This is a genomic window from Amycolatopsis albidoflavus, assembly GCF_039525725.1.
Lineage (GTDB): Bacteria > Actinomycetota > Actinomycetes > Mycobacteriales > Pseudonocardiaceae > Amycolatopsis > Amycolatopsis albidoflava.
Window position 1 is genome coordinate 532,316 of the sequence record NZ_BAAAHV010000009.1, and the last position, 14,537, is coordinate 546,852.

5 protein-coding genes and 1 pseudogene are annotated in these 14,537 nt (G+C 70.7%); all 6 read left to right on the top strand.

What is annotated here, in order from left to right:
- Positions 1-52: 52 nt before the first annotated feature.
- The 6 genes and pseudogenes from ABD156_RS14400 (at position 53) to ABD156_RS14425 (ending at position 14,532) form a co-directional block, all read left to right on the top strand.
- The gene (locus ABD156_RS14400; RefSeq protein WP_344272109.1) at positions 53-283 is read left to right on the top strand and encodes a hypothetical protein; all 231 of its coding nucleotides are present in this window, start codon (positions 53-55) and stop codon (positions 281-283) included.
- Positions 280-1,047 (top strand): ABC transporter ATP-binding protein, encoded by a 768-nt coding sequence (locus tag ABD156_RS14405; RefSeq protein ID WP_344272112.1) that lies wholly within the window; start codon positions 280-282, stop codon positions 1,045-1,047. Before ABD156_RS14400 ends, ABD156_RS14405 begins: the two co-directional genes overlap by 4 nt.
- Positions 1,044-3,599, top strand: coding sequence for an ABC transporter permease (locus tag ABD156_RS14410; RefSeq protein WP_344272115.1), 2,556 nt, complete (start codon positions 1,044-1,046; stop codon positions 3,597-3,599). The genes ABD156_RS14405 and ABD156_RS14410 overlap by 4 nt, the downstream gene beginning before the upstream one ends.
- A 99-nt stretch (positions 3,600-3,698) precedes the next feature.
- Positions 3,699-4,571: a nucleotide disphospho-sugar-binding domain-containing protein gene (locus ABD156_RS14415; RefSeq protein ID WP_344272118.1), complete on the top strand. Its 873-nt coding sequence runs from the start codon at positions 3,699-3,701 to the stop codon at positions 4,569-4,571.
- Between the two features lie 221 nt (positions 4,572-4,792).
- Positions 4,793-9,802, top strand: a pseudogene (locus ABD156_RS14420) (type I polyketide synthase); the annotation flags it as partial.
- A gap of 11 nt (positions 9,803-9,813) precedes the next feature.
- Entirely contained in the window at positions 9,814-14,532 is a 4,719-nt protein-coding gene (locus ABD156_RS14425) for a type I polyketide synthase (protein ID WP_344272124.1), read from the top strand.
- Positions 14,533-14,537: the final 5 nt, after the last annotated feature.

The following is a 14,537-nucleotide window of genomic DNA, read 5'->3' on the forward strand; positions in this document are numbered from 1 at the left end:
CAAGCCTTACACAATTAATCCCGACTCCGTCGAAGCCGTATTGGGGGGCCTCATGTCGGAGAGCACCGAGAAGACCCGCTCCGGGAGCGGACTCGCTCGCCGAATCGTCACGATCGCCTGGGCCGCCATCACCGGCGTCCAGTTCGTGATCTGGCTGCTGATGAGCCTCATCAGCATGTCCTTCAAGTCGCCCTTCTGGCTCTGGACGCTGGGCGGGGGCGCGATCGTGCTCGCGGTCTGGTGGTCGCTCGAGCGCCGCGGTTCCGGGAACGGATCGGAGTGAACGACGTGCCCACCACTACTTCCGTGGCGACACCGGTCCAGCTGGACGCGGTGCACAAGACCTACGGCCGCGGCGAGAGCGCCGTCGAAGCGCTCGCCGGCGTGTCCGTCGCCTTCCCGGCAGGCACCTTCACCGCGGTGATGGGCCCGTCCGGGTCCGGCAAGAGCACGCTGCTGCACTGCGCGGCGGGGCTGGACACGCCGACCTCGGGGCAGGTCACCCTCGTGGGGACCGACCTCAAGGGCAAGAACGAAACCCAGCTCACCGAGCTGCGCCGCGAGCACGTGGCGTTCATTTTCCAGTCGTTCAACCTGATGCCGGCGCTGAACGTGGAGCAGAACGTCACGCTGCCCACGCTCCTGGCCGGCCGCACGCCGGACAAGCCGTGGGTGGACCAGGTGATCGCGCGCGTCGGGCTGTCCCAGCGCGTGAAGCACCGGCCCGGCGAGCTGTCCGGCGGACAGCAGCAGCGCGTCGCGATCGCCCGCGCGCTCGCCGCCCGCCCGGCCGTGGTGTTCGCCGACGAACCGACCGGCGCGCTCGACACCACCACCGCGCTCGAGGTGCTCGGCCTGATGCGCGAGCTGGTCAGCGCGGGCCAGACCATCGTGATGGTCACCCACGACCCGGTCGCGGCGTCCCACGCGGACAACGTGCTGTTCCTGGTCGACGGCCGGATCGTCACGCAGATGGCCACGCCCAGCGTCGACGCGGTCGCGAGCACCCTGGCGCACCTCGGCGAGCAAGCGAGGAGGCAGCGGTGAGTTCGCGGCGAGTGGTGCTCGCGCTCGCGCTGTCGAGCCTCCGGTACCGCGCGGCGGCGTCGCTCGCGTCGTTCGTCGCCATCCTCATCGGCTGCGGTCTGCTGATCGCGTGCGCCGGGCTGTTCGAGACGGCGATCGTGCTGAAGGCGGCGCCGGAACGGCTGTCCGCGGCGCCGCTCGTGGTCGGCGGGTCCGCCGGGTTCAAGCTGCCGGACGAGGAATCCCAGGTCGTCCCGTACGCCGAGCGTGCGGTGCTGCCGGAGGACCAGGTCGCGAAGATCTCCGCGGTGCAGGGTGTCGGACAAGCGGTGCCGGACGTGTCGTTCGCGACCGTGCTGCTGCACGACGGCGCGCCCGCCGAGTCGGGTGCGTCTGTCCTTTCCGGACACGGCTGGGATTCGGCTTCGCTGGGCGGATACAAGCTCACCGAAGGCGCGGCGCCGAACACTCCGGGGCAAGTGGTCATTGACGCGACCACCGCGTCCGCGGCTGGGCTGCATGCCGGTTCCGCCGTTGATCTGGCGGTGAACGGGCAGCGGCAGTCGTTCCAGATTTCCGGTGTCGCACAGCCGTCGCAGACCGTGAAGGCGCCCGCGTTCTTCTTCTCTGTCACGGACGCCCAGCGGTTCAACCCGCATCCCGGAACGGTCGGCCTCGTCGGCGTTTTTCCGACCGACGGCGTCGACGCGGCGGACCTGGCGGGCAAGATTTCCGCACAGGTTCCCTCGCTCACCGTGCTGACCGGCGACGACCGCGGTTCGGCCGAATTCCTCGGCGTGAGCGGAAGCCAGCTGCCGCTGATCCTGCTCGCGGCGGTGTTCGGCGGCATGGTGCTGGTCGTGATGGCACTGGTCGTCTCGGCGACGATCAGCCTCACCGTCCGGCAGCGGCAGCAGGAGCTCGCGCTGCTGCGGGCGACCGGGGCGACGCCGAAACAGGTGCACCGCATGGTCGTCATGGAGACGATGGCGGTCGGCGCGATCGCCGCGGTGTGCGGGGCGTTCCTGGGCAGCCTGCTCGGAAACTGGATCTTCAGCACCAGCGGCTCGCTCGGCATCGTGCCGGACGAACTCGCTTTCACCCAGGACATCATCGCGTTCGCGGCCGGGGTCATCGCCACGCTCGCGATCACCTTCGGGGCCGCGTGGTTCGCCGCGCTCGCCGCCGCGCGGGCCCGGCCCATCCAGGCGCTGGCCGAAGCGGCGATCCCGGGCGTCAAGGTGAACGCGATGCGCCGCATGGGCGCGCTGATCTGCGGTGCGGCGACGGTTTTGCTCGCCGCGACCACGATCTTCATGCCCGCCGACACCGCGGCGGCGATCGGCGGACCGGCGGTGCTCACCGGCGCGATCGGCGTCGCGCTGCTCGGTCCGGAGATCATCGCCTGGGTGGTGGACCGGTTCGGTCCGTTCGTGCGCCGGGTCGCCGGCCGCGACGCCACGCTCGCGGTCATCAACACCCGGGCACGGGCGGTCGCGTTCGCTGCGGTGCTCACGCCGATCACGCTCGCCAGCGCGGTCGCGCTCGGCAACGTGTATTCCGAGACCACCGCCCAAAAAGCGCAGATCGCCGCGTACGCCGGTCAGTTGAAGGCAGACGCGGTGGTCACCTCGACCGCGGGCGGGTTCTCACCGGACGAGCTCGCGCAGATCCGCAGTACGCCAGGGGTTGCGACCTCATCGCCGCTCGTCACCAGCTCCGGCTGGGTCGAGGAGCCCTACGACGGCAACGGAAGCGACCCGCTGCGGCTGCTGGGCGTCGCCGCGCAGGACCAAGGCGGCACGGTGCTCGCCACCGAGGTCACCGAAGGCTCGCTGACGCAGCTGCGCGGGAATTCCGTCGCGCTGCCCGCGTCGGTCGCTGAAAAGCTGGAAGTGAAGGTCGGCTCGAACATCAAGATGCGGCTCGGCGACGGGGCGCAGGTCCCGGTGACCGTGGTCGCGCTGCTGGACAGCCCGTCCAGCTACGCGAGCATGATTCTGCCCGCGGACCTCCTGGCCGCTCACACGACCAGCGGCCTGGCGTCGCAGGTGCTCGTGCGGGGCGGGGACGCCAGTGCGATCGTGTCGGCGCTGTCCGACCGGGCGAAGGACTGGCCCGGGGTCACGGTCGGCGACGACAGCGCGCTCGCCGCGAGCTTCCAGGCGAGTGCCGACGTCGAGGCGCTGATCAACTATCTGCTGGCCGTGCTGGCCATCGCGTACGCCGCGATCGCCGCGGTGAACACGCTCGCGGTGGCCGTGCTGGCCCGACGGCGGGAGTTCGGCGCGCAGCGGCTCGCCGGCGCGGATCGCGGGCAGATCCGGCGGATGCTGTTCGTGGAAGGCGGGATCGTGGCGGTGACCGGGCTTGTGCTCGGCATCGTGATCTCGCTCTTCACCGTGGTGCCGATGGCGCTCACCACCGGCGAGATCATCCCGTCCGGGCCGATCTGGGTGTTCCTCGGCGTGGTCCTCGCGATCTTCCTGATCGTGTGGCCGGCGACCGCGCTCTCGGCGCGGCTGGCGATGCGCCGCAACGCCATCGAAGCGGTGAAAATGCCTGGCCAGTAACGGTTTCTAGGGGTACGCCGGGCCGGTCCGGGGTGGATAGTCTCGTCACGACTGTCCGCACCGGGCCGGCCCGGTTTTGTCGTATCTGGAGTGATCCCCATGCGTGTACTCCTGGCCGCGCCGTCGTCAACGGCCCGTCTGCACACCCTGGTTCCGCTGGCCTGGGCGCTGCGAACTGCCGGGCACGACGTGAAAATCGCCGGACGGCCCGCGTTCGTCGAGGACATCCTGCGCACCGGCTGTGTCGCGGTCGAGCTCGAGGACGGCGACGCGGAGCTCGCCGAATCCGCTGCGCTGACCAAGTTCGCGCAACTGTGGCGACCCGCGGCGGTGGTGTCGAACGCTCCTGCCGGAATCGCCGCCGCGCGCGCGGTCGACGCCAAGGCGGTTCGCGTGCTGAGTCCGGACGATGAACCTGACGCAGCTGCGGACCTCGCGCTCGACGTCGTTCCGCCTTCATTGCGGGACTCTCCGGGACAACCGCTGCGGCACGTGCCGTACTTCGGCCCCGTCGAGGTGCCGACTTGGTTGCGCCGCAAGGCACGCCGGGCTCGCATTCTCCTGTCGCTGAACGATCCGTCGTGGTACGAGCCGGCCTTCCGGGCAATGTCCGATGTGGACGCTGAAATTGTCTGTGCGGCAGAGCTGCCCGCTGGTCTTGAATTGCCGCAGAAACTGAAGCTCGTCGACGCCGCGCCGCCAGCTGCCGTATTGCCGACCTGTGCGGCGGTGGTGCACGACGGTGACGAGACCTTGGCGCTTGCCGCGGTGGCGTACGGACTGCCGCAGCTGTCGTTGACCGAGTCTGCTTTCAGCGCTCGCGTGACAGCGGCGGGAGCGGGTATTTCCGGTGCGGCAGAAGGGATTTCCCGGCTAACGGGAGAAACGCTTCGTGCCGGTGCGAGCGCTTTGCGTGCGGAGGTGGCCGCGCTGCCGGCCCCTCGCACGGTCGCCGCCGCGCTGGCCAGCTGAATGTGGGGCCGCTAGGGGTGGGGGCCCGCCAGCGCCGTCGGTAGCGTTCCCGACGTGGCACTTTCCACCCTTTTTCGCGGTTAGGCGGGGCGATTGGCGTGAGTAGCGACTTCCAGTCCGGCGGCGAGAACGAGCGCAAACTGCTCGCCTACCTCAAACGCGCGACGACTGATCTTCGCGAAGCGAAGCGGGCACTGCAGGAAACGCGCGAGCGCGACGGCGAGCCGATCGCGATCGTCGGCATGGCCTGCCGGTACCCGGGCGGCGTCACGTCGCCCGAGGACCTGTGGAACCTCGTCGCCACCGGAACCGACGCGATCGGCGGCTTCCCGGAGGACCGCGGCTGGCCGCTGGACACGCTGTACGACCCCAGCGGCGAGCGGCCCGGCACCACGAACACTCGTGAGGCCGGATTCCTTTACGACGCGGCGGAATTCGACCCGGAGTTCTTCGGCATCTCGCCGCGCGAGGCGCTCGCGATGGACGCGCAGCAGCGGATCCTGCTGGAGACCTCGTGGACCGCGCTGGAACGGGCCGGGATCGTGCCGGAGACGTTGCGCGGCAGCGAAACCGGCGTGTTCACCGGCGTCATGTACCACGATTACGCCGGGCACGCGGCCGCCGGCAGCGTCGTGTCCGGCCGGGTCGCTTACGCGCTCGGGCTCGAAGGACCGGCGGTGAGCGTGGACACCGCGTGCTCATCGTCGCTCGTCGCGCTCCACTGGGCCGCGCAAGCGCTCCGTCGCGGCGACTGTTCGCTGGCGCTGGTCGGCGGCGTGACGGTGATGGCCACTCCGGAAACCTTCGTGTATTTCTCCGAGCAGCGCGGGCTTTCTGACGACGGCCGGTGCAAGGCGTTCGCCGCCGCTGCCGACGGAACCGGTTGGGGCGAGGGCGCGGGTGTCCTCGTCGTCGAGCGGCTTTCCGAAGCCCGCCGCAACGGTCACCCGGTGCTCGCCGTGATCCGCGGCTCCGCGGTGAACTCCGATGGTGCGTCGAGCGGTCTGACTGTCCCTAATGGACCCGCGCAGCAGCGAGTGATCCGCCAGGCGCTGGAATCGGCCGGGCTGAGCACGGCGGACGTCGACCTCGTCGAGGGCCACGGCACCGGCACGAAGCTCGGCGACCCGATCGAGGCGCAGGCGTTGCTCGCGACCTACGGCCAGGACCGCGTTGAACCGCTGTGGCTGGGCTCGCTGAAGTCGAACATCGGACACACCCAGGCGGCGGCCGGCGTCGGCGGCGTGATCAAGGTCGTGGAGGCGATCCGGCATGGCGTGCTGCCGAAGACTCTGCACGTCGACGCGCCCTCGCCGCACGTGGACTGGTCGGCCGGCGAGGTCGAGCTGCTCACCGAGGCCCGCCCGTGGCCGGAGACCGGACGTGCCCGTCGCGCCGCGGTGTCGTCGTTCGGGATCAGCGGCACCAACGCGCATGTGATTGTCGAACAGGCCGAGCCGGTCGAAGAGGCCGCTGCGCCGATCGAGGTGCCGGTGCTGGCTTGGCCGGTTTCCGCGGACACGGCGGACACGCTTGTTGCTCAGGTCAACCAGCTCACCGGCCTTGAAGGATCGCCGACCGATGTCGGTTTCTCCCTGGCCACCACCCGGTCCATGCTCGACCACCGCGCCGTGCTTGTCGGTGCGACGCGAGACGGCCTGAGCGAAGTACGGGACCGCCGCACCAACGGCCGTACGGCGTTCCTCTTCACCGGCCAGGGCGCACAGCGGGCCGGGATGGGCAAGGAACTCGCCGCGAAGTACCCGGCGTTCGCCGAAGCCTTCGACGCGGTGTGCGCCGAACTCGACCCGAACCTGGACCGTCCACTGAAGACAGTCCTCGACGATGCCGCCGAGCTGGAGCGCACCGGGTTCACTCAGCCTGCGTTGTTCGCGGTCGAGGTGGCGCTGTTCCGGTTGCTCGCGTCGTGGGGGATTAAGCCGGACTTCCTGCTGGGCCATTCGATCGGCGAGCTGGCTGCCGCGCACGTCGCCGGGATTCTCTCGCTGCCGGACGCAGCGGCCTTGGTCGGCGTGCGGGCGCGGCTGATGCAGGCTTTGCCGTCCGGCGGGTCGATGGTGGCTCTGCAGGCGACCGAGGACGAGGTCACGCCGCATCTGACCGACCAGGTGAGTATTGCTGCGATCAACGGCCCGGACTCAGTCGTGCTTTCCGGCACCGAGGACGCCGTCGCCGCCGTGGTGGCCGCGTTTGACGGGCGGAAGTCTTCGAAGCTCAAGGTGTCGCACGCGTTCCACTCGCCGCTGATGGAACCGATGCTCGCCGAATTCGCCGTCGCGGCCGAGAAGCTCACCTACGCGAAGCCGCAGATCCCGATCGTCTCCACTGTCGGTGTAGGCGAGGATCTGTCCACTCCGGACTACTGGGTACGTCAGGTCCGCGCCGCGGTCCGGTTCCACGCCGGGGTCGAGAAGCTGGTGGACGAAGGCGTTCGGACGTTTGTCGAGATTGGACCGTCCGCAGTCCTCACCGCCGCCGCGCGGAACGGATTTGACGACGACACCCTCGCCTTCGTCCCGGCCCAGCGCAAGGACCGCGGCGAAGCGATCACCGCCGTCACCGCGCTCGCGACCCTGCACGCGCGCGGCGTCCCGGTGGACTGGACGGCGTTCTACCCGGGCGCGCGTCGCGTCGAGCTGCCGACCTACGCCTTCCGCCGCACCCGCTACTGGCTCGCCGCCGACACGACCGGCGGCGACGCGACCGAACACGGCCAGCGGCCCGCCGAACACCCGATGCTGAGTTCCGTCGTCCACCTGCCGGAGACCGATTCGGTGGTGCTGACCGGCCGGCTGTCGACGACCAGCGTCGGCTGGGTCGCCGACCACGTCGTGCTCGGCACGGTTCTGGTTCCGGGGACGGCGTTTGTCGAGCTGGTGTACCGCGCCGCTGCCGAGGTCGGCTGCGTGCACATCGAGGAACTCACCCTCGAAGCGCCGCTCACCCTCACCGAAAGCGCGGCGATCCAGGTCTCCGTCGAGGCTCCGGACGACAACGGCCGCCGCACCGTCACTGTCCACTCGCGACAGGACAGCGCCGAAACCTGGACCCGGCACGCCAGCGGTTTCGTTGCCCCGACTGCAGAAGCCCCCTCCTTCGACCTCACCGAGTGGCCGCCCGCCGGTGCGACGAAGGTCGAGCTGGACGACCCGTACACGACTCTCGCCGCACTTGGTTACGACTACGGCCCGGCCTTCCAGGGCCTGCAAGCGATGTGGCAAGACGGCGGCGTCATCTACGCGGAGGTCACGCTTCCCGACGGTGCCGAGGCCCGCGACTACGGCGTCCACCCCGCCCTGCTCGACGCCGCCATGCACGCGCAGCTCCTCGGCCCGGCCCCCGAGGGCGGTGCCGAACCGATGCTGCCGTTCTCCTTCAGCGGCACGACCGTGCACTCGCCGGGCGCGTCGACGCTGCGGGTCCGAGTCGCCCCGGCGGGCACCGACACGATCACCCTGCAGATCGCCGACGCCACCGGCGGCCCGGTCCTGACCGTCGAGGCACTCGCCGCGCGGGCGCTCAAGCTGGCTCCGGCGAAAGACTCGCTGTACCGGGTCAAGTGGGAGCCCGTCGAGAATATTGGCGAACAGCACGACTTCCGGATCCTCGAAGTGTCCACTTCGGAGCGTCGAGTGCCGGAAGCCGCGCGCGCAGTGGCGGCGAAGGTGCTCGCGGCGATCCAGGAAACCCTCGACGGCGACGGTCGCCTCGCGGTCGTCACGCGCGGAGCGGTGTCGGTAAACGGTGAGGACGTCGATCCGGCGCTCGCCCCCGTCTGGGGACTGGTCCGCGCCGCCGCAGCCGAGAACCCGGGCCGATTCGCGCTGGTCGACGGCGATCCCGACCCGGCTCTGGCCACCGGCGAGCCCGAAACGGCGGTCCGCGACGGCCAGGTCTTCGCCCCGCGATTCGCCACCGTCGCGGCGGAACCGGCCGAACTGAACTGGGACAAAGTCCTGGTCACCGGTGGTACCGGCGGGCTCGGCGCAGTCGTCGCCCGGCACCTCGTGACCAAACACGGCTTGCGGAACCTCGTCCTGACCAGCCGTCGGGGAGCGAACGCCCCCGGTGCGGCCGAGCTACGCGACGAGCTGACTTCCCGAGGCGCGACGGTCTCGATCGAAGCCTGCGACGTCACCAACGCGGAGTCTGTGCGGAACCTGCTCGAAACCGTCGGCCCGCTCGCCGCCGTCATCCACGCGGCAGGCGTGCCGTCGGCCGGACGCGTCGAGACGTTCACCGAGGAAGAAACCGCCCGCGTCTTCGCGCCGAAGGTCGACGGTGCCTGGAACCTGCACGAGCTAACGAGCAACTTGGACGCGTTCGTCCTGTTCTCCTCCGCCGCCAGCACGGTCCTCGCGGCCGGGCAGGCGGGATACGCCGCGGCCAACGCCTTCCTCGACGAACTGGCCGAACACCGTCGCGCACAAGGACTTCCGGCGACGTCGCTGTGCTGGGGCGCGTGGTCCGAGGACGGCGGCATGGCGGGCGAACTGTCCGAAGCGGACTTCCGCCGTCTCCGCCGCCTGGGCACGCCGCCGATGGCGACCGCCGAAGCACTCGCCCTGCTGGACGCCAGCCTCGCGTCGACCGAACCCGTGCTCGCGCCGGTCCGCCTGGACCAGGCGGCGCTGCGCGCCCGGACCGACGACCTGCCGCCGGTCCTCCGGAGCATGGTTCGCCGGCCAGCCAAAAAGGCTCCGGCAGCGACAAGGTTGGCGACCGTGCCCGAGGCCGAGCGCGAGGAGTACCTGCTGGGCCTGGTGTCCGAGCAGGTCGCGGCGATCCTCGGCTTCGCGAACGCCGCGGCGGTCGAGCCGGAGCGCGCGTTCCAGGAGATGGGTTTCGACTCCCTCACCTCCGTCGAACTGCGCAACCAGCTCGGCGCGCGGACCGGGCTGAAGCTGACCGCGACCATCGTGTTCGACCATCCGACCCCGGCCGCGCTGGCCCGGCGGCTGCACGAGCTGCTCGGCGTGGGCCGCGGCCCGGCCGAACCGCTGCTGACCGAGATCGACCGGCTGGAAACCCTCCTCGGGGGCGCGGCCGGAACGCTGAACGGGTCGACCGCGAAGGTCGCCGCGCGGCTGGACGCCTTGGTGCGCAAGTGGGCCGACGCGCACGCCGGAGCCGAAACCGAAGCCGATCTGGACGAGGCCACCGACGACGAGCTGTTTGCCGTCCTGGACGACGAATTGGGCATCTCATGAACGGGCAGACCATGAGCAACGAGGACAAGCTCCGCGACTACCTGAAGCGTGCGACGGCCGATCTCAAGCAGGCCCGCCGCCGGCTGCACGAACTGGAGGCGCGAGACACCGAGCCGATCGCCATCATCGGCATGAGCTGCCGCTACCCCGGGGGCGTGCGGACGCCGGACGACCTGTGGGACCTCGTCGACGAGGGCCGCGACGCGATCGGGGAGTTCCCGGCCGACCGCGGCTGGGACATCGAGGGCGTCTACGACCCGACGCCCGAGCGACCCGGCAAGACCTACACCCGGCACGGCGGTTTCCTTTACAACGCAGCGGATTTCGACGCCGAGTTCTTCGGCATCAGCCCGCGCGACGCCCGCCGCGCCGACCCGCAGCAGCGGATCCTGCTCGAAGCGTCCTGGGAGGCGTTCGAGCGCGCCGGGCTCGACCCGCACGGGCTCAAGGGCAGCGCGACCGGCGTCTACGCCGGCGTGATGTACCACGACTACAGCGGCGGCAGCCCGGACGGCAGCCTCGTGTCGGGCCAGGTTTCCTACACGCTCGGCCTCGAAGGACCGTCGGTGTCGGTCGACACCGCGTGCTCGTCTTCGCTGGTCGCGCTGCACATGGCCGCGCAAGGACTGCGGCGCGGCGACTGCTCGCTCGCGCTGGCGAGCGGCGTCGCGGTGATGGGCACGCCGGAGATGTTCGTGGACTTCTGCAGCCGTCGCGGTCTCGCGGCGGACGGTCGGAGCAAGTCGTTCTCCGACGACGCCGACGGCACGTCGTGGGCGGAAGGCGTTGGCGTACTGGTCCTGGAGCGGCTTTCCGACGCGCAGCGCAACGGGCACCGCGTGCTCGCGTTGCTGCGCGGTTCGGCGGTGAACCAGGACGGTGCTAGCAACGGTTTCTCCGCGCCCAATGGTCCTTCGCAGGTTCGGGTGATCGAAGCCGCGCTCGTCGACGCAGGACTCTCGGTGTCCGATGTGGACGCTGTCGAGGCGCACGGCACCGGGACTGCTTTGGGCGACCCGATCGAAGCCCAGTCGCTGCTGGAAACCTACGGTCAGCGCAGCAGCGGTGCGCCGTTGCTGCTCGGGTCGATCAAGTCGAACATGGGCCACCCGCAGGCCGCCGCTGGCGTTGCGGGCGTGATCAAGATGGTGCAGGCCCTGCAACACGCCCGGCTGCCGAAGACGCTGCACGTCGGGACGCCGTCGAAGCACGTGGACTGGACGTCCGGCGCAGTCGAGTTGCTCACCGAACCGCAGGCGTGGCCCGAGGTCAACCGGCCGCGGCGGGCGGCGGTGTCGTCGTTCGGCGTGAGCGGGACGAATGCGCACGTGATCCTGGAGCAGGCCCCGGTCGCTGAGGAAACGACTGCTGTTTCGGGTCCCGTCTACCCGCTGGCCTTGTCGGCGAAGACTCCGGCCGCGCTGGCCGAGTCCGCCGGACAACTGGCTCAAGTGGACAGTGACCTCGCCGACGTCGTGCACACGCTCGTCGCTGGTCGTGCACCGCTGGACCACCGTGCGGTGGTCGTCGCGCAGGACCGCAAGCAGGCTGAGGAAGCGTTGCGCGCCTTGGCGTCTGGCGCTTCGAGGCCGGACGTGATCACTGGCACCGCGGATGTGCGCGGGCGCACTGTCTTCGTGTTCCCTGGCCAGGGTTCACAGTGGACGGGCATGGCGCTCGACCTCATCGAGCAGTCCCCGGCCTTCGCTGCGCGAATGTCCGAATGCGACACCGCGCTGCGGAAGTTCACCGACTGGTCTGTCATCGAGGTCCTGCGCGGCGAGCCGGGCACCCCGCCGGCCGACCGGGTCGACGTCGTGCAGCCGATGCTCTGGGCGGTCATGGTTTCGCTGGCCGCGCTGTGGCGTGCGCACGGCGTCGAGCCGGACATGGTGATCGGTCACTCGCAGGGCGAGATCGCCGCCGCGACTGTCTCAGGTGCACTGTCGCTTGAGGACGGTGCGCTGGTGGTAGCGCTGCGGAGCAAAGCGATCGGCGACATCCTCGGCGGCCGTGGTGGAGGCATGCTCGCGGCGGGCCTCCCGGCGACCGAACTGGAAGAGCGGCTCGGCGCGTGGGGCGGCCGGATCTCGGTCGCCGCCGACAACGGTGCGACCTCCGCGGTGCTGTCCGGCGACACCGAAGCGCTCGAAGAGCTGCGTGATCAACTGGTGGCCGAAGGCTTCCGCGCGAAGCTGGTCCCGGTGGACTACGCGTCGCACTCGGCGCACGTCGAACACCTCTCGGACCGGCTGCTCGCGGACCTCGGCCCGATCCAGCCGAGGCGCGGCGACGTCGCGATGACCTCCACGGTCACCCTCGACGCGGTCGAAGAGTCCACTGTGGATGCCGCGTACTGGTTCGCCAACCTGCGCCGCACGGTCCGGTTCGCCCCGGTCGTCGCGCAGCTCGCCGAGGCGGGCTACACGCGGTTCATCGAGATCAGCCCGCACCCGGTGCTGGCCATGAGCATCCAGGAGACGCTGGACGAAACCGGGCACACCGGCTCGGTCGTCGGCACCCTCCGCCGCGACGAGGGCGACCTGACCCGGTTCGCGACCTCGATGGCGGAGTACTCGGTCCGCGGCGGTTCGGTCGACTGGCTCTCGCTGGTCCCCGGCGGCCAGATCGTCGACCTGCCGACCTATCCGTTCCAGCACAAGCGTTTCTGGCACGAAGAAGAAGCCGTCACGGCGGAGACTGCGACCCCAGTGGCCGACCAGGAGTTCTGGCAGGACGTGACCGGCGGTGACGTCGACGCGCTTGCCACCCGGCTCGGCGTCGGGACCGGCCCGCTCGCCGAGGTCGTCCCGGCACTGGCCGCCTGGCACAGCCGCCGCACCGAACTGTCCACCGTGGACTCCTGGCGGTACCGGGTGTCCTGGGCCCCGCTGTCCGGCGTGACCGGCGGACTCACCGGCAGCTGGCTGATCGTCGTCCCGGCCGGGGACAAGCAGGCAACCGACATGGCGGACGCACTGGCCGAACAGGGCGACGTCGTCCGGCTGGTCGCCGCCGACTACACCCGCACCGCGTTGGCCGAACTGCTCGGCGAGGCAACCGCGGTCCGCCCGTTCGACGGCGTCCTCTCGCTGCTCGCCTTCGCCGAGAACCCGACGCTCACCACCATCGCGCTCCTGCAAGCCCTGCGGGACAACGAGATCGACGCTCCGGCCTGGGTCGTCACCCGAGGCGCAGTCGCAGTCGATGCCTTCTCCGACGCCGACCCCGAGGCCGCCTCGGTCTGGGGCCTCGGCACCGTGGTCGCCCTGGACCAGCCGGGCAGCTGGGGCGGTCTGGTCGACGTCACGGACGCATCTGACGCGGCGAAGCTCGCCGCTGTCGTCTCCGGCATCAACGACGAGGACCAGGTCGCGATCCGGCCGTCCGGAGTGTTCGCCAAGCGGATGGTGCACGCGCCGCTCGGCCCGGACGTCGCCGAGCCGTGGCAGCCGCGCGGCACCGTGCTCATCACCGGCGGCACCGGTGCGGTCGGCGGCCACGTCGCGCGCTGGCTCGCCGGACGAGGCGTGGAGCACCTGGTGCTGACCAGCCGTCGCGGTCTCGAAGCCGAGGGTGCGCGTGAGCTGGTGGAAGAGCTTTCCGGCACCCGCGTCACCGTCGTGGCCTGCGACGTTGCCGACGAGACAGCGCTGTCCAAGCTGCTCGCCGAGCACCCGCCGACCGCCGTGGTGCACGCCGCCGGCGTGCTGACCCGGGAGCCCGCGCTGGCCGACGTCACACCGGAGGAGTTCACCGCCGCGATCCGCGCGAAGGTCACCGGGGCCGAGCTGCTCGACCGGCTGCTCGGCGACACCGAACTCGACGCGTTCGCCCTGATGTCCTCCGGCGCCGCGGTGTGGGGCACCTCCGGCCAGCCCGCTTACGGCGCCAGCAACGCCTACCTCGACGCGCTAGCCCGGCGCCGTCGTGCGGCCGGTCGTACCGCGACCGCGGTGGCCTGGGGGTCCTGGGGCGGTGGCGGCATGGTCGACGCGGACGCGAGCGATCTGTTGCGCCGCATGGGATTGGCCGAGATGGATCCGCGGCTGGCCGTCGAAGCACTCGGCCAGGCACTCGACCACGACGAGTCCCAGCTGGTTGTCGCGGACATCGACTGGGCCGCGTTCGCGCCGGTCTACCAGCTCGCCCGGCCCCGCCCGCTGCTGCGCGGCATCCCCGAGGCGGCAGCCGACCAGACCGACGCCGAGCCGGTGGGCGCGGGCGACCTCGCCACCAGGCTGGCGTCGCTGAGCCCGGCTGAACAGCGCCGGACCGTGCTGGACCTGGTGCGCGGCGAAGTCGCGGCAGTCGCCGGGTACGACGACGGCGGCGCGGTCGAACCCGCCCGGGCCTTCAAGGAACTTGGCTTCGACTCGGTGACCGCCGTCGACCTGCGCAACCGGCTCGGCGCCGGCACCGGCCTGAAGCTGCCCGCCACGGTCGCGTTCGACCACGTCAACCCGCAGGCGCTGGCCGAGCACCTGTGGAGCCAGCTGTGCGCGGGCGAGACGGAGGTCCCGCTCGAGGCCGGGCTCGACCGGCTCGAAGCGGCGGCCGCCGCGCTCGACGCCGCGGAGATCGACCGGTCCCGCATCCTGCCCCGGCTGCAGGCGGTCGTCGCCGCGCTGCACCAGACGCTGTCCGGCGGCCAATCCGGCTCCGAAGCGCTCGAAGCGGCCACCACCGACGAACTGTTCGCCCTCATCGACGACGAGCTCGGCGCCTGACCACC

What these genes read in the sequence shown, in the direction of transcription:
- ABD156_RS14425 (WP_344272124.1), top strand. Translation starts at nt 9,814, where the DNA reads ATGAGCAACGAGGACAAGCTCCGCGACTACCTGAAGCGTGCGACGGCC.
- ABD156_RS14400 (WP_344272109.1), top strand. Translation starts at nt 53, where the DNA reads ATGTCGGAGAGCACCGAGAAGACCCGCTCCGGGAGCGGACTCGCTCGC.
- ABD156_RS14415 (WP_344272118.1), top strand. Translation starts at nt 3,699, where the DNA reads ATGCGTGTACTCCTGGCCGCGCCGTCGTCAACGGCCCGTCTGCACACC.